This window comes from Pumilibacter muris, from assembly GCF_943193045.1.
GTDB lineage: Bacteria > Bacillota > Clostridia > Christensenellales > Pumilibacteraceae > Pumilibacter > Pumilibacter muris.
This window is the reverse complement of the sequence record NZ_CALPCN010000001.1, coordinates 33,815-49,388: the sequence shown is the minus strand read 5'-3', so window position 1 is coordinate 49,388 and position 15,574 is coordinate 33,815. Positions and strand designations below refer to the sequence as shown.

Below are 15,574 nucleotides of genomic sequence, written 5' to 3'. Positions count from 1 at the left end.
TATTATGATTAAAACGAAACGAACGATATTGTACGCAATCTGCGCGGCGGTAATAATATTTTTTACCGCCTTTTCGTCTATTCCCCGTCGTGCGGTTATATCTTACGCCGCGAATACAGATATAAACTTCGACGAAACGAACGTGATTGACGACCTCAAAAACAGCGTTATAGACGGCAAAGATTATTCTATTGAAGAAAATAATTTTTTTGCCGATTTTAACTTTGACAGCAAAAAGCCGACGCAACTGTTTTCGCTTGTAGAATATTGTTATTCGTTTTATTCCGATTTGCAAGGCAATTATGCGCTGTATGCGTATGTGTATAACCCGAAAGGAATCAAATACATAGCGGATAGCGCCCAAAATAAAATATCCATGCGCTTCGGTTCGGACAAAAGCGTAGAATTAAAAAAATATTCGTTGCTGTTTTTGAGCGTATGCACCGAACCGAACTATGAGGGACTGTTTTACAAGTATAAAGTCATGTTGCCCGGCGAAGAGAGGCAAAGAGTTCTCGAAACGCTCAATTCCACCGAGCGCGTTTATACCGTAGGCGAAATAGAATTGCAAAAGCAAGACGGAATTATTGAATCTTATTATGTGGCAACCGATTATTTTTACGGCGGTTACGCGGCAGGCTACGGTCCGAACTCCGACGCGGACAGCACACTGACAATCAAAAGCGAAGAGTGCGATACGCTTCCATTAGACGTACACCCTACTTTCTTCCGTCCGAGCGGCACAAATGAATCAAGCGATTACACGCAAGATACGTTGCATTCGGTGTATTTTTCAGTTCCGAATAAATATTTGAATTTATTCGGCGAAATGACTGCTGTTCACGCCTTATGGCTTAATACCGTTACGAATTGGGGGCTTGTGATAGGCGATAAATCTTCGTATGATACAGTTATGAATTATGTAGGCAAAACCGATTTATCCGGAATGGATTTTTGTTTCATTGTAAACCACCGCTCGCAAGATTTTGACGGAACGACGGTTCATTTTGGCGATTATATGTACAATGAAAAATTTTGCGAAGACAAATGGACGCTGATTCCCGAAGAATCTATTCCCTCTGTACACTATGCCTTTTGGGCGGGAGACGGTGCGGATTCGGCAGACCACTTCACCGTGTCTTCCGAAACCTTGATGGATTGGATGAAAGATTATACATCAAAAAACGGCGGAAAACTTTTATTAAACAAGTATAGCGAAGCCCTTTTTTCGAGCGTTGACAAAAGCTACACCGAAGTAAATTGGGATTATAAAAAAGATTGGAGCGATAAGCTTACTTCTCAAACGTTGAAAAAAAGTTTTTGGGATAAGCTGTTCGGAGGAAAAGGCACATATGTTACAACCGATACGTTCAGTAATGTAATGGCAATAAAAGAATTGACAAAAGAAGATTTTTTGGATTTGACCACAGCGGAAATATGTCACAATTTATACATTCAAGAGGACGATTATTTGCGCGAGGAAACGGGACTGAAAGCCGTATACACAAAAGCGACAGAAAACGGAAAAGGCACAAAAGATAGTAATGGAAAACGCGACGAACGAGACAGCACTGTGTTCTTATTTCGATATAGAATTAGCGAATTTTTTTCGGCGGAAGCGGATAGGTGCAGTTTGTCAAAATATTTGGAAGCTCTTAAAGACCGCGATAGTAACAACTATTTTTTCAAACAATCCGTTGACCTCAACTTCGATATTATAGACGTAACTTTTAGTAACGGCGAAGTAAACACGGTAATTCCCGTTGCAATGTCGCCTATCGATATTATTCATTCCGCAACGCCGCCCGTATACACAACGTCGGATAAAGACGGCGGGTGCGGCAAAACGCTGTCGCTCGTGTTTACACTTATAATCGTTGTATTACTGTTGGTTGTTGCAACTCCTTTTCTTCCCTATATTGTTTCGGGCATTGTATGGGTTGTAAAACTTCCGATTCGCGCCGTAAGCGGAATTGCTAAGGGCGTAAAGAAAAGCCGTAATAAGAACAAAAAGGACGGTACATAATGGCAAACAAAAACAAGATAGACAAGGCGGCAAAGGCTACGCGCATTATATTAGACATTGCGCTATTTGTAGTGGGTTTAGCTTTTGCCGCATTCATTGCATGGGTCGGTTATAAATTCGGTAAAAGCATAGGTTTGTAGAGGTAAATATGAAAAATAAAAAGGATAATGTCGGCAAAGTATATCGCGGCAAAACAAAGTACATAGATAAGGAAACAAAAGACGAACGTAATTATGTTGTGGTTCGTGAAAGCAAGCGCGGAGTGTCTGTTGCAAAGTTGAAATCAATCAAAAAGTTTGACGAAAACGGAAAGAATGCAGATAAGGCATTAGTTGAAATCAATTCTGCACGGTATGGTTTACCAAAACGCACAGGTGTGGATTATGAAGTTTTCAGTCAAAACCGCATGTCAAAACAACCTTTGCAAGTTTCAGATAAAAGAGTTTTCCCAGAGGGTAAAGAACGATTTACGCTTGGAAGTCATGATTTGAATAAAACACTTAAACATACAGGTCGTAAACGAAAAGAATTTAAAGGCACAAAGAAAAAGCGGTGACAACTGTCACCGCACATGCGGGTCGGAGCACGGTTTCCCGCGCCGACTAAACAACCACAGGCGTGGTTGAGTTCGCTACCTTGATAATAGTATATCCTATAATATTAAAAAAGTCAATAGAAAATAAGGCGGTAAATTATGAAATTCAAAACACAGAAAGAAAAACGCGCATTCCGTATGGGGTGCGCCGCCGGAAAAAAGCAAGCGGCAAAAAAGTCACAAATGCCACCGGTCGTGAAAACGCTTGGCATTAAAGGTAAGCCTATTGGGGTTATCCCCTACGATCTCGGCAAAGCAAAGTGTGACTATGCCGATGCGCTGAAAGCGCAAGATATAGCGCAAGGCAAAACAGTACGTTCGGATAAGTATTACCATGACAAAGCATGGAAAGCTCTTAATATGGACGTACAATTAAAAGCGCGAGGATTCAAATGATCATTTAGGTGAATAGCCAAGTAATTACATAGGACGATATAGTCAAGTGTTAAAGAATCAAAAGACATTTTGCCCGCTTGAATGCGGCATGTGTAAGGAAACGGATTGCCTGTATCGAACTTGCTATGAAAGCATGTACGATACAGGCAAAAAAATACCCATAGCAAGATGTAAACGTATTCAAAAAGAAAAAGGACGGTATAGTCGAAAATGAAAATTTTAGTAGCATGTGAAGAAAGTCAAAGAGTAACCATAGCTTTTCGTGAAAAAGGTCATGAGGCATTTTCTTGTGATATTGAGTTCTGTTCTGGCAAACACCCCGAATGGCACATTTGGGCTGATGTTTCTCCATTACTTAACGGTAACTGTTCGTTTCGTACTTGCGACGCGCAACTGCACAACATTGACAAGTGGGATATGATAATCGCTTTCCCTCCGTGTACATACCTTTCTAAAGCGGGCAGTAGCAATTTGTATCGCGGCGGAGAAATCAATGAAGAACGCTTTTTGTTGGGTCAAAAAGCGGCGCAATTCTTTTGGGATATTTATAATGCAGATTGTTCGAAGATTTGTATCGAAAACCCTGTGCCCATGAAAGTGTTTGGTTTGCCACCGTGGAGTCAAGATATTCAACCTTTTTATTTTGGTGTTCCCGTAAGTAAGAAAACGTATTTGTGGCTTAAAGGATTGCCGTTCTTGTGTCCGACGAATGTCATTGAACCTCAATATACTTTTGAAACGTTTCCTCTCTTTAAAAACTCCAAAGGTAAGTATCGGCAAAAGAATCGTAGTAAAACATTCGTGGAAGTGGCGCAAGCAATGGCTTTAAGTTGGGGTTAAAAATCGAAGTGTATTTGCATGTTCCCCGTCCTGGGTTACACTCCGGCGGTATTATCTGGCGGGTAGTTGCAGCGTGTATAGGCGCTGTTATAATCCCTGGTTACAAAGTTGCGTTACGAAACGTCGTTACGTTTCGAGGTTAAATATATATAAAGGACGCATAGTCAAATGAGAAAAATTTTTAAACATATAGTTATGGTAATACTCGGACTGCTTGCAATAGCGGCAGTCGGGTATTTTGTATTTACGGGGTGCAGAGTATGAGCGAAAAGAAACGATTTAATTACCGTCATATTATTTGCATAGCCGTTACTCTCGGTTTCGTTGCTTGCGGTGTGTTTGTTTTCTCGAACGCTTTCATTAGAATAATGGAGGGCGGGCGGGATTTCGGAAAGTCGGTTGCATATTATTTTTGTGAAATGTTCGATTTGCCCTGTTCCGTGACGCCCACAGTAAACAATATGCCGCAATCGCCCGCCACGCCCTCTCCCACTCTGCCCGACACTTATAGCGGATTCAAAAGTAAATGGTCTGCGTATTGGCGGCTTTGGTCAAGCTCGGATAACTTTTTTGCATACCTGTCCGCAATCGCAAATGGTATCGGTACGCTTTGCAAGTTTATCATAATTGCCCTGCCGCTTATTATTATACTTTTACTTTTATTTAAGCGTTCGCTTAAAAAAGAGAACAACGACTATAACCGCGACACTAAACCGCTACGAGCCTTTAAGTGGTTTGCCGCTCATACATACCGCCCTGTTAAAACTTGGCTTATAGGTTTTATACGGTTTGTTAAAGAGCATAAGCCTTACTACATAGCATGGTTTATAATGTGGCTGTTTTACTTTAATGTGTTTACAATCGTGTTGGAGTTCTTGGCTTTTTATCTTTACTTTACGGTGTCGTTCAATGTAAGCAGTATTTATCGTCAAGTGTACAAGCTGTTTCTTGACTTATGGGTGGTAATAGATTTTATACCGCTTTGGGTTTGGGCAATTCTCGGACTTGTATTGTTTGACAGATTCCGCAAGGGTATAGCATATTCTCGTTTAGAACATATGGAGTTCCGCAATCGCGGCTTTGTAAATGCCCGCGCTCTTGTGCTTATGCTTATAGGCACAATGGGCAAAGGCAAGACAACAGGTGGCACGGATATTTCATTATCCACCGAAGTAATTTTTAGGATAAAGCGTTTGAAAAGCTCCTTGAAAACGATTTGAAATTCCCGTATTTTACGTGGATAAATCTTGAAAACGAACTGCGCCGTGCAATAGTATTTCATACAGTCTACAATCTTGCAACAGTCAAGCTGTGGGTGCGTAAGAAAGCCGCACGGTGGCGTAAATCTCCCAAGCAATCAAACTGTTTCGGCTATGATTATGAGCGTTACGGGCTAAATTATGACGATAAATTAAAGGTTGTCGATTTGTGGGAAGTTTTAGAAACGTATGCGCAACTGTATTTTATATACATAATAGAGTCTTCTTTGCTTGTTGCAAATTACTCTATTCGCTCGGATTGTATACTTCAAGACTTGGGAAATTTTCCACTTTGGAACACGGATTTTTTTCACCGCAATAGCAGGCTTATAGACGCATATTCGCGTCATGCTCATATATTGGATTTTGACTTTTTGCGGCTCGGAAAAACAGTTGTAGAAAACAACCGTCAACGCCATGCGTTGGAGTTCGGCGTTGTGGTAGTGTCGGAAATAGGCAAAGAACGACGCAATGATAAATACGCCCGCGAAAACGGAATAAAGGTCGCGGACGATGCAACTAACCAAAAGAATGACGGATTTAATGACGGTCTTAAAATGCGGCGGCAAGCGGCAACGGTAGATAACTTCTGCTTTTTAAAAATAATATCCGATGAGCAACGCCCCGAAAGTTTCGGGGCCGATGCACGCGACATGTTTGATATTATATCCATAAGCGAAAAGAGCGATAGCGGATTCGCTATGCCGTTCTTCTCTCTCGGTGAATTGCTGTATGCCGTAATATTCAGCCGTTTTCGAGCGTTCTATACGCAATATCGTTTTTTACGCGGCGACAACACACTTAGCATGTATCTGTTAAAAACTATTGCCGCAAAGTTTGAGCATTATTACAAAGGGCTACATAATTTGTTCGGATATAATGTTTTAAAAGTGCAGGTCGAAAGTGGAACGCTTGACGGCAAGTACACCGAAAACAAATACTTTTTAACGTGGAAGAAAATTTATAGCAAACGTTTTGCAACCGACTGTATGTCGGCGTTCTGGGAAGAACGTGCTTTGCGTTCCCCCGTTGGTTTAAACGACTTACGCGAATACGAAACGGCAAAAGCCACTTGGGAAGAGCTTAAAGCGCAAAACAGTTATTTTGTAAGGGATTTATTACAAATGGAAGAAAATGAAAGTCAAGATTAAATAGTTATTAACGACTCGCCCCCGTTGATATAAAATACAAATTTTAAAGGAGTGTATAAGAGTATGGCAAAGAAAAACAACAAAAAAGTTTCAAGAGTAAGCTATTCTGCGGCAGAAAAGCGTGCATATTGGATTGGGTATGGGCGAAGACTCAAACAATTAGATGTTGCACGCAACCACTTTCAAGGGCTGACTAATGTAGAACGAATAAGTATGACTGAGGGTTCACGTTCGGTAGACAAGAAATACAAATAATATTTTGTAAGTTTAAAAAAGAACGGTGGCTCCGTTCTTTTTCTTTGATATTTTATTCGTTGATTTTGCCTTGCTCGGCATACTTAATCTTTTTCTTATAGGTATCATTTTCCACTTCTTTTTTATTGAGGTATATTACAGTAATGCCGTCTCTTTTTACTAATTCAGGATAAACTTTAAGTTTATATTCTTTCCTTTGTTGATATTTAATGTTTGTTTCATCATACCCCCAAAATTCTATGTAAATGTTTTTTGTCCCGTTATATTCGGGAATATAAAAATCCGGTGTTAAATCTTTGTCTTTATCTATATCGATTTTGATCTCGTACGCATGCTGTATACCCTCTTTATAAAGCCAATTATCAATAATCTTTTCGTAAGGACTTTTTACTAAATGTCCGTCATCACAAACGAAATCGCTCTCATATTCTGCATCGAGTTTTTCAAATTCTTTACATTTTTTAATTTGCAGATATACTACTTTGTCTTTGTATTTATAATAGCATGATTTGCAAAAATGTTGTCCGTCAGAATCTTCGCCGCAAATAATACATTTTATATTTGCGGTTTCTTTTTCGCCGTTCTTTTTCGGCGTAGATTCCGCTGTAAACGATAATTCTTTTTTATCGTCTTTTTTGTAGTTATTTTGGGTTAAAACGTACCCCCCCCCGCATGTTGTACATGGTTTATCCATATAATGCCATGTTCCGCATCCTTCGCATTTGATTATAAGTCCTTTATCTTTTTCAGCTTGATGTTCTCGGCAGAATACATATGTGCCTGTCGGCTTACCGCATATTACACAGTTTTTTCCCATAGTGATTACCCCTTTGTTTTGGTTTGAATACAGTATAACACAAAATTACATAATATGTAAAATGATTTAACCGCAAATGGCTTAGGTGGGGTATTCCAGGTGTTTTGTCTTGGGTTACACTCCGGCGGTATCATCCGGCGGGTAGTTGCAGCGTGAATAGGCGCTGTTATAATCCCTGGTTACAAAGCTGCGTTACGAAACGTTGTTACGTTCTGGTATGTATAAGCAACGTTAAAAAAGGACAGTTACCTGTCCTTTTTTTCTTTTTGCTTTAATGCAATATATTCTGCGCTTGCCTTTGCCATTGCCATTTGATAGTCATATTCACATTGACGACATAAATCGAATTGTTTCATTTGAGGGTAATTGCTTATAATCATATAGTACAATTCTTTTGTCGTTAGTTTTGCGGGGTCAACTTCTTTACCGCAAAGGTCACATTTATAAACAACCATGTTTTTACCTCTATTCTTAATAGCCTCTGCAATACTGAATTATTACGCCGATTCTTTGCAACGGATAAATATGTTCTGCATCAAATGGATAGCAATATATCCCATTAATAAGAGTATCCCATGTAACATTGCTTTTTACAATGTTGTAATATCCTTCTGCCGCAACGATTGTGCATTTATCGTATTCTTCTTCCGCTATTCCCGCGTTGGCAAATGCACGTTTTGCTTGGATAATTTCTGCCCGAGTTGCACTTTTTTGAAACTCGTCCCACGTATAACCTATTCTTTTTACTTCTGTCATGTGTCTTACTCCTTTGGCTGTTATGGGTGCCGCCCTTTGTAATTTTGTTGACATTACCATTATTTCGTGGTATAATCTATTTTGTGAGGTGCAGTAAAAATGATTAACTTAACCGAAAAATTAAGATTTGCTATGATTAAGCAAAGTATGTCGCAAACGCGGCTTGCGGAATTAACCGCCCAAACTCAAAAGAATCTCTCAAACAAAATGTCACGTAATGACTTTAAGCTGTCGGAGTATCAGCGGCTTGTCGAGGCACTCGGCTGTAAGCTCGAAATAAACATTGTACTACCGAACGGTGACAAGTTATAATCGAAGAAGAACAGAAAAGACGGGCGCGGGAGTTCCAAGCGGTTTAGCGGAACCCCGCGCCCCTTTTCTTTTCTTCGGCTCTTTTCGCCAAAGCTACGGATACGCACTTCCCTAACCGCTACTTCTCCCATAATAGGAGAAGTGAATGGTTTGCCATTCACTTCTTAACCCACAAACAACATAACATGCGCGGCTGTGTCAAGGGCAGAAGCATAAAATTTTTCGTATAAGCTACTGCATTATGCCGAAAAATTTTTGCGCCCCTTGACGCGGTTGCGCAGTTATGTTTAATATACTCTATTACGGAAAGGACGGTACAAAAGAAATGGGAACATTCGGAAGAAAAAATCTTACATACATACAACGCCTTATGCTCGAAGATTGTTTGCGAGCAAAATTGCGGAAGAAAGATATTGCCGTAAAACTTGGTGTATGCCTTTCTACCGTATATCGGGAAGTGCATCGCGGCGAATATCGCCATAAATGCAAATACCGTAACGATTACGGCGAAGATGTAGTACGCTACGAAACGCGGTACAGCCCAAACTTAGCGCAGGATAAATACCGAATCAATATGACAAGCAAAGGTATTCCACTGAAAATAGGCAATGATTATGAGTTTGTTGACTATGTAGAAAAACGTGTTATATACGATAAAATATCGCCTTGCGCTGTTCTCGGAGAGATTAAGCGCAAAAAGATGTTTCGTACCGATATAAGTAAAACTACGCTATACCGATATATAGAATTAGGCATATTCGCAAATATATCTATGCAAGATTTACCCATAGGGCAACGTAAAAAGCATTACCGCAAAGCAATAGCAAAGAGGCCGCCACGCGGCACAAGTATAGAAAAACGCCCTGCAAGTATAGCAGAGCGTAATACGTTCGGACATTTTGAAATGGATTGTGTTGTTGGAAAACAGCAAACAAAAAATGTTTTGTTGGTGCTGACGGAACGGCTCACAAGGTATGAGATGATTTTTCGCATGCCGAATAAGAAAACCGAAAGCGTGGTGCGTTGTCTTGACTTACTCGAACGTAGATACGGAAAAACAAAGTTTAATAAAATATTTAAGAGTATAACGGTAGACAACGGTACGGAGTTTTCGGATCATATTGGCATGGAAAAATCCGTATTCGGTGGCAAACGTACAGATGTGTATTATTGTCATCCTTATACATCGTGTGAGCGCGGTAGTAACGAAAGAATAAATCGTGATATACGGCGGTGGTTTCCGAAAGGTACAGACTTTTCACAACACGCAAATAAGAAAATACGATGTGTAGAAAATTGGGTTAATAATTATCCACGTGCTATATTCGGATATGCGACACCTGCCGAAATGTTTGCCGAACAACTTGCAGCGTTATAGAACGTAGTTAAAGTCCAGGGTTATCTTCCTGGCGTAATAAGGGAAAAGAATAAGCCGCCGTAAGGTGGTTATTTTGCCGTATGTCGTCACTCTGTGTCGGCGCGTTTTTTTTCATTCCCTTGCAAGGGAATGAAAAAACGTTTGAGTATGTTGCTGTCTTATTCTATAATGGTTGTACGTTCTCTACAACGTTTTTTCAACTTTTTTGCTCAAACCCCTTGACAATTCAATCATTTCGGAAAAATTTCGGTATTGACACAGCGGCAATAAATACGTTATAATATAGTTATGAAACATATAGGTTTTGAACCGTTTGTAAACGACGACAGCAAACTGCTCATACTCGGCAGCTTTCCGAGTATTAAATCGCGCGAAGAAGGTTTTTACTACGGCAACCGTCAAAACAAATTTTGGCGCATATTAGCCGAAAGCTTTTTTGCAGAAATTCCGAAAACCGTAGAAGATAAAAAACGGCTTTTGTCGGCAAACGGAATAGCGCTGTGGGACATGGTGATTTCATGCGACATAAAAGGCTCTATGGATAAAGACATTAAAAATCCTGTGATAGCCGACGTCCCCGCTTTGTTGAAAAGCTATCCGTCGATACGCAACGTAATTACAAACGGCGCCACCGCAAAGTCTTTGCTTTTAAAATACTATCCAAACGTTGAAAAAATTTGCCTTCCTCTCCCCTCCACAAGCCCGGCAAACGCAAGACTAAACAAAAACGTTTGGATAGAAGCCCTGCGAGCTAATTCCCATAAAAAATAAGTGTCGTTTTTAAGTTTATTTGTGAAAATTCGCAAAAGCGAAAATGTATTCACTAAAACGCTTGCATTTATATAAGTCATTTATTATAATATACGCATACAATAGTAAGTAATCGAATTTTAGCAACCTCCGAAAACAACAAAAAGGAGCCTTTGCCGATTATGAGTTTTTTAACATTAAAAAGCGTATGCAAGGAATACAAGACCGACGCGGGCGTATTCGTCGCTTTAAACGACATTTCTTTCGAGCTTGAAAATGGTGAATTTGTGGTTATACTCGGTCCGAGCGGCGCGGGCAAAACCACTCTTTTAAACCTGCTCGGCGGAATGGACACCGTGACAAGCGGCGAAATATTGCTCGACGGCAACAAAGTGTCGGCGCTAACCAAAAAGCAACTTGCCGACTACCGTCGAACAGAAATAGGTTTCGTATTTCAATTCTACAATCTTATGCCAAACCTCACGGCGCTTGAAAACGTAGAGCTATCAACCGAAATCTGCAAAAACGCTTTGTCGCCCGCAAAAACGCTTGAAGACGTAGGGCTCGGAGAAAAATTCAAGAACTTCCCCGCCCAGCTCAGCGGCGGCGAACAACAGCGCGTCAGCATTGCGCGGGCAATCGCCAAAAATCCGAAAATATTGCTTTGCGACGAGCCTACGGGCGCGCTCGATTACGCAACGGGAAAACTTATTCTCCGCCTGTTGCACGACGTCTGCAAAAACAGCGGCAAACTCGTAACGGTAGTAACGCACAATCAAGCGCTCCGCGATATGGCGGATAAAGTAATACATATAAAAAACGGACAAATAGCGGGGATAGAAATAAACGCCTCTCCCAAACCCATTGAGGAGATTGAATGGTGATGAAAGCGTTCGGCAAAACAACGTTTAGGCTGTTTAAAAAGCATTTAGTGCGGCTAATAACGATTATCGCCATAGTTACGGTGAGCATAGGCGTAGTGTCGGGCATAGGCGAAGTGGAAAACAGAATTAAATTAGCCATAACCGATTATTACAAAGAACAAAATGTTTCGGATTTTATAATAAAAAGCAAACGCGGCGCTTTTTCCGCCGAAGAACTCGAAAAAATTTCTCAAAAGTTTTCAACAGACAAATTATTGTTCAGCTTCGGCTACGAGTTAGACACCGACGGCGAAATAACGCGCGTTTGCTCTCTAAACCTTAACGAGGCGGATATAAACAAACCTAAGCTTTTAAGCGGACGCTTCCCACAATCGGAAAGCGAAATCGCCGTAGAACGCGCCACAGATAAATTAAAAAGCTACGAAATAGGCGAAACGGTAACTTTAAACGGAGTGTCTTACACAGTTTGCGGCTCAGTGCTCAGTCCGTTGTACATAAATAAAATAGAGGAGCCGAGTTTTGTATTTGAAAGCCGCAATCTTTCTTATGTAGTATATTCCCTCCCTTCCGCTATTCAACCGGTAAACGACGTTTACGTCGCTTTAACCGACAGAACCGAATTTCGGGCTTTAAGCAAATCATATAAAAACCTGACCGCAAGAGTAAAGTCGGAACTCGAAACGGAATTGCATACCGAAAACGTTTCCGTGCTTTCGCTGTTTGAAAACACAGGCTTTTATTCGTTGATTTCCTATGCCGAAAAAGTACAGCTCATAGGCATAGTTTTTGTAGTATTCTTTTTGTTGGTTACAATGCTTGTAGTATATTCCAACATGTCGAGACTGTTCGACGAAGAACGCGGACAAATCGCATGTATGAAAACTCTCGGATACACGGATTTTGCGATTACAAACCGCTATTCCCTATTTGTGCTTACAGGCACCCTATTAGGCGGACTTATAGCCTTACCTATCGGGTTAGGAGTAACGTATATTATTTATGCCGCGTTCAACATGCAATACGCCATGCCGCCATTTCCCGGCATAAGCGCGCTTGTTTACTATGTTATCACACTTACTATTATAACGATTTCCATGTTGTTGCTCACTTTTTTTACGGGACTAAAAATTGTGCGCAATAAACCCGTAGAACTCTTAAAACACAAAGCTCCGACGCCGGGCAAAAAAGTTATTATTGAAAAAATCGGATTTATTTGGAATAAGTTGAGCTTTAAATACAAATCCACTCTTCGCAATGTGCTTCTTTTTAAAAGCAGATTTTTTATGACTGTTATATCGGTTATAGGCTCAACTGTGTTGGTTTTTGCCGGGCTCGGACTTTTGGACTGCGCCGCGACAATGGCAAACGCTACGTCTATTTTGGCGATTGCGGTAATTCTGATAATATTTTCGGCATTGCTGTGCGCGTTGGTTATATATAATTTAACAAATATAAACATAAGCGAACGCAATCGGGAAATTGCCACGCTTATGGTTCTCGGCTACCGCGACCGAGAAATTACGGGATACATTTTTCGGGAAATTTATATAATGAGTTTTATAGGTGCGATTCTCGGCATTCCGTTCGGTTACGGATTTATGCAATTCGTATTCAATTTAATAAACTTCGGCTCGATTGCCGAAATAAACTGGTGGACTTGGCTTCTCGCTCCTGCCGTTACAATGTTTTTCGCTTTTATCTCCACTCTTATGCTTCGCAGAAAGATAATAAAAACGGATATGAATTCCTCGCTCAAAACTTTGGAATAAACAATTTTATTTGCAGTTCAGTCTCTTTCGAATTTAACTCAGTTTGAACCCAACCAACGCCCCGAAATCGTTTGACAAACGCTCCCCTGCCATGCTACAATATTAAACGTGCTCAAAACATAAGCACAGTCGCTTTTTATGGGGTTATGGCGCAGTTGGTAGCGCGTTTGAATGGCATTCAAAAGGTCAGGGGTTCGAATCCCCTTAGCTCCACCAAACACTTACAAATACGAACACGGGCGTAAAAAAAGCCTTTTACGTGTTCCGGCGGGGCGTATTTGGGATAATTTGCAAGAGGTAAGCCTCTTGCATTTTTCTTTACTCGGTTTTGTCATTTCCGGGGTCGTCCTTGTCTTTCGTGAGCTGCTTGTATATCTGATTGGTACCCGTCGCAGCGAGCCCCGAGGCGCCGCCCACAAGGATAGCCACCAGCACGTTATCCGCCGGGATAATCGCCGGCACCGCATAAAACGCTACAATACCGAGCACGACGCCCAGCAGCGCAGCCCACAACGGGATAAGGCGCACCCACTTTTCGGCTTTTACAAAGTGCTTATATAAAGCCAGTGCTGCATAAACGATTGCCACGATAACGGGCACGCTCGTAATTTCGATAAGGTTTTCCATAACTTACTCCTTTGCCGCGGGTTTGCGGCTTATTCTATTTTCCAGCCCGTCAATACGCTTGTGGGCTTGCTTTGTGCTTTCCTCCAGCCGGGTAATACGTTCCCCGTGGGCGTCCAGCATTTTGTTGATTTCTCGCTGCTCGAGCAGTATATCGTCCACCCGACGCTTTACGTATGATATGTCGGTTTTGAGCTCGCCGTCGTCGTGTCCTTTTTTCTTTGCCTCGGCGCTGCGAGCAATAAAAAACGAGGCTATCGTGAGCCCCGCGGTTACAATCGGCAATACGATTGCAAGTACAGTCAAGCCGTCCATTAGTCCCTCGCCTCCAGTGCTGCCTTTACAGCCTCGCGCCAGCGCGCCGGCACGTCCTCAAGTGTCTTGAGCCCGCGATTGATTAAATCAACGTAAATTTTTACCATATTAGCCTCCTACAATTTCCGCAAGCTCGGCGAGCGCCAGCTTTACGTTGTCGCCGTCCTCTTGCTGCTTTTTTACGTATTCCGGATAGGTATAGGTAGTTTCCTCGTACTCCCAGCCCTCGAAATCGTCCTCGGCGGTTTTCTCAATCCGTCGAATATTGTTGCGCACGTAAACCGTGTCCTTGCCGAACTCCAGCGCAAGCGGCTTTTGTTCCTGTGTTCCTCGTACCAGCATAAGCTCCTCCTTGTACTTTGTTTATTGTTTTGTTTGATAAGCGCCAGCTGTCGCACCATTTGAGGATACCGTGATACGACCCTATGACGCTGCGGTCTGATGTGGTGAGAGGTTTACCGCTCTGCACCTTGAAAAGCAAGCGCTTTGTGGCTGCCTTAAGCCGCTTTTTTGTCGGCTTTCTCAATAACGTATAGCCCTCGAAACTCCGATAACCGACGAAATCGACGCCGCGCACGAGCGTGGGGAAAATTTGCCAGTTACCCTTTACGGTTAGCTTGAGATTTGCGAAATACTCGTCGATTTCCCGCTTAAGCTCGTGGAGGTATTCCTTTGAGCTGTGCAAGATTATAATATCGTCCATATAACGCAAGTAATATTTTACGCCTTTAACCTCTTTAATCCAGTGGTCGAAATACGATAGATAGTAGTTACCGAAATACTGGGAGGTATAATTCCCTATCGGCAGCCCGTTGTCGTAGCTGTCCACTATGTCGTCCAGTAGCCAAAGCGTGCGCTCGCATTTGATTTTTTTACGCAGCAGCGCCTTGAGTATTTCCCCGTTTACGTGCGGAAAAAACTTTTTTACGTCGAGCTTGAGGCAGTACGCTGTCCCCTCTTTGTCGTCCATATACTCGTGGAGTTGTTGGAGGGCTTTATGCGTCCCTTTGCCCGGTATCGCTGCGTATGTCTGCGCGATAAAGTGCGAGCAGAAAATCGGCTCCAGCACTTGCATTATTGCCCAGTGTACTATACGGTCGGGAAAGTATGGCAAGTCGCAGATTTCGCGCTCTTTGCCTCGGTCAACGATATTGAAAATATGGTACTTTGAGGTTGTAAACGTCCCGCGCACCAGCATTTCGCGGATTTGCATACAGTAGCCCAGCACGTCGTTGTCCACTTTCTGCACCTCCGGGTTTTTCGTTTTTCTTTTCCGAGCATTGTTGTGAGCTCTTACAAGATTATTGATGTCGATTATTTTTTCAAATAAATTGCCGTATCGTTTCATAAGGCTTTTGTGTTCCTTTTCCGAGCGTTCGACCGCAGCCTACCAGCACGGAGTTGAGATTTTGATGTTTTGCCGAGCGGCAGGGCAATGAAAATATAA

20 protein-coding genes and 1 tRNA gene are annotated in these 15,574 nt (G+C 41.8%); 13 read left to right on the top strand and 8 right to left on the bottom strand.

Annotated features, from left to right (window positions below; all coding sequences use genetic code 11):
• The first annotated feature begins 4 nt into the window (after positions 1-4).
• From NFR62_RS00335 to NFR62_RS00300, 8 genes are all read left to right on the top strand, one after another.
• Positions 5-2,026, top strand: coding sequence for a hypothetical protein (locus NFR62_RS00335; protein WP_251612058.1), 2,022 nt, complete (start codon positions 5-7; stop codon positions 2,024-2,026).
• Positions 2,026-2,166: a hypothetical protein gene (locus NFR62_RS00330; protein ID WP_251612057.1), complete on the top strand. Its 141-nt coding sequence runs from the start codon at positions 2,026-2,028 to the stop codon at positions 2,164-2,166. The genes NFR62_RS00335 and NFR62_RS00330 overlap by 1 nt, the downstream gene beginning before the upstream one ends.
• Before the next feature lie 8 nt (positions 2,167-2,174).
• Positions 2,175-2,582, top strand: coding sequence for a hypothetical protein (locus tag NFR62_RS00325; protein WP_251612056.1), 408 nt, complete (start codon positions 2,175-2,177; stop codon positions 2,580-2,582).
• A 138-nt stretch (positions 2,583-2,720) separates the two neighbouring features.
• Complete coding sequence (locus NFR62_RS00320; RefSeq protein ID WP_251612055.1) at positions 2,721-3,017, top strand: hypothetical protein; 297 nt, start codon at positions 2,721-2,723, stop codon at positions 3,015-3,017.
• Positions 3,018-3,227: 210 nt separating this feature from the next.
• The gene (locus NFR62_RS00315; protein WP_251612054.1) at positions 3,228-3,857 is read left to right on the top strand and encodes a DNA cytosine methyltransferase; all 630 of its coding nucleotides are present in this window, start codon (positions 3,228-3,230) and stop codon (positions 3,855-3,857) included.
• 260 nt (positions 3,858-4,117) lie between these two features.
• The gene (locus NFR62_RS00310) at positions 4,118-5,077 is read left to right on the top strand and encodes a hypothetical protein (RefSeq protein WP_251612052.1); all 960 of its coding nucleotides are present in this window, start codon (positions 4,118-4,120) and stop codon (positions 5,075-5,077) included.
• On the top strand, positions 5,074-6,267 hold the full coding sequence (locus NFR62_RS00305; RefSeq protein ID WP_251612050.1) for a hypothetical protein: 1,194 nt from the start codon (positions 5,074-5,076) through the stop codon (positions 6,265-6,267). Before NFR62_RS00310 ends, NFR62_RS00305 begins: the two co-directional genes overlap by 4 nt.
• A 63-nt stretch (positions 6,268-6,330) precedes the next feature.
• Positions 6,331-6,522: a hypothetical protein gene (locus NFR62_RS00300; protein ID WP_251612048.1), complete on the top strand. Its 192-nt coding sequence runs from the start codon at positions 6,331-6,333 to the stop codon at positions 6,520-6,522.
• Positions 6,523-6,574: 52 nt separating this feature from the next.
• On the opposite strand, the gene NFR62_RS00295 is transcribed toward NFR62_RS00300, so the two are convergent.
• From NFR62_RS00295 to NFR62_RS00285, 3 genes are all read right to left on the bottom strand, one after another.
• A complete protein-coding gene (locus NFR62_RS00295; RefSeq protein ID WP_251612046.1) occupies positions 6,575-7,339 on the bottom strand; it encodes a hypothetical protein in 765 nt (254 codons plus the stop codon).
• 245 nt (positions 7,340-7,584) lie between these two features.
• On the bottom strand, positions 7,585-7,794 hold the full coding sequence (locus tag NFR62_RS00290) for a hypothetical protein (RefSeq protein WP_251612044.1): 210 nt from the start codon (positions 7,792-7,794) through the stop codon (positions 7,585-7,587).
• A 16-nt stretch (positions 7,795-7,810) separates the two neighbouring features.
• Complete coding sequence (locus tag NFR62_RS00285; RefSeq protein WP_251612042.1) at positions 7,811-8,095, bottom strand: hypothetical protein; 285 nt, start codon at positions 8,093-8,095, stop codon at positions 7,811-7,813.
• 709 nt (positions 8,096-8,804) lie between these two features.
• Here NFR62_RS00285 and NFR62_RS00280 point away from each other — a divergent pair.
• The 5 genes from NFR62_RS00280 (at position 8,805) to NFR62_RS00260 (ending at position 13,404) form a co-directional block, all read left to right on the top strand.
• A complete protein-coding gene (locus NFR62_RS00280; RefSeq protein WP_251612040.1) occupies positions 8,805-9,785 on the top strand; it encodes an IS30 family transposase in 981 nt (326 codons plus the stop codon).
• 288 nt (positions 9,786-10,073) lie between these two features.
• A complete protein-coding gene (locus tag NFR62_RS00275; protein WP_251612038.1) occupies positions 10,074-10,556 on the top strand; it encodes a DNA-deoxyinosine glycosylase in 483 nt (160 codons plus the stop codon).
• 158 nt (positions 10,557-10,714) lie between these two features.
• Positions 10,715-11,419 (top strand): ABC transporter ATP-binding protein, encoded by a 705-nt coding sequence (locus tag NFR62_RS00270; RefSeq protein WP_420851349.1) that lies wholly within the window; start codon positions 10,715-10,717, stop codon positions 11,417-11,419.
• On the top strand, positions 11,413-13,188 hold the full coding sequence (locus NFR62_RS00265; protein ID WP_251612036.1) for an ABC transporter permease: 1,776 nt from the start codon (positions 11,413-11,415) through the stop codon (positions 13,186-13,188). Before NFR62_RS00270 ends, NFR62_RS00265 begins: the two co-directional genes overlap by 7 nt.
• A gap of 140 nt (positions 13,189-13,328) precedes the next feature.
• A tRNA-Ala gene (locus NFR62_RS00260) sits at positions 13,329-13,404 on the top strand.
• 102 nt (positions 13,405-13,506) lie between these two features.
• On the opposite strand, the gene NFR62_RS00255 is transcribed toward NFR62_RS00260, so the two are convergent.
• Genes NFR62_RS00255 through NFR62_RS00235 form a run of 5 tightly spaced genes read right to left on the bottom strand, consistent with a single transcriptional unit; the run spans position 13,507 to position 15,475 of the window.
• Positions 13,507-13,815 (bottom strand): phage holin family protein, encoded by a 309-nt coding sequence (locus tag NFR62_RS00255; RefSeq protein ID WP_251612035.1) that lies wholly within the window; start codon positions 13,813-13,815, stop codon positions 13,507-13,509.
• Positions 13,816-13,818: 3 nt separating this feature from the next.
• A complete protein-coding gene (locus tag NFR62_RS00250) occupies positions 13,819-14,127 on the bottom strand; it encodes a hypothetical protein (protein ID WP_251612034.1) in 309 nt (102 codons plus the stop codon).
• Positions 14,127-14,234: a CD1375 family protein gene (locus tag NFR62_RS00245; protein WP_251612033.1), complete on the bottom strand. Its 108-nt coding sequence runs from the start codon at positions 14,232-14,234 to the stop codon at positions 14,127-14,129. The genes NFR62_RS00250 and NFR62_RS00245 overlap by 1 nt, the downstream gene beginning before the upstream one ends.
• 1 nt (position 14,235) lies before the next feature.
• Positions 14,236-14,403: a hypothetical protein gene (locus NFR62_RS00240; protein WP_251612032.1), complete on the bottom strand. Its 168-nt coding sequence runs from the start codon at positions 14,401-14,403 to the stop codon at positions 14,236-14,238.
• Positions 14,378-15,475, bottom strand: a complete 1,098-nt coding sequence (locus tag NFR62_RS00235) for an RNA-directed DNA polymerase (RefSeq protein ID WP_251612030.1) — start codon at positions 15,473-15,475, stop codon at positions 14,378-14,380. Before NFR62_RS00235 ends, NFR62_RS00240 begins: the two co-directional genes overlap by 26 nt.
• Between the last annotated feature and the right edge of the window lie 99 nt (positions 15,476-15,574).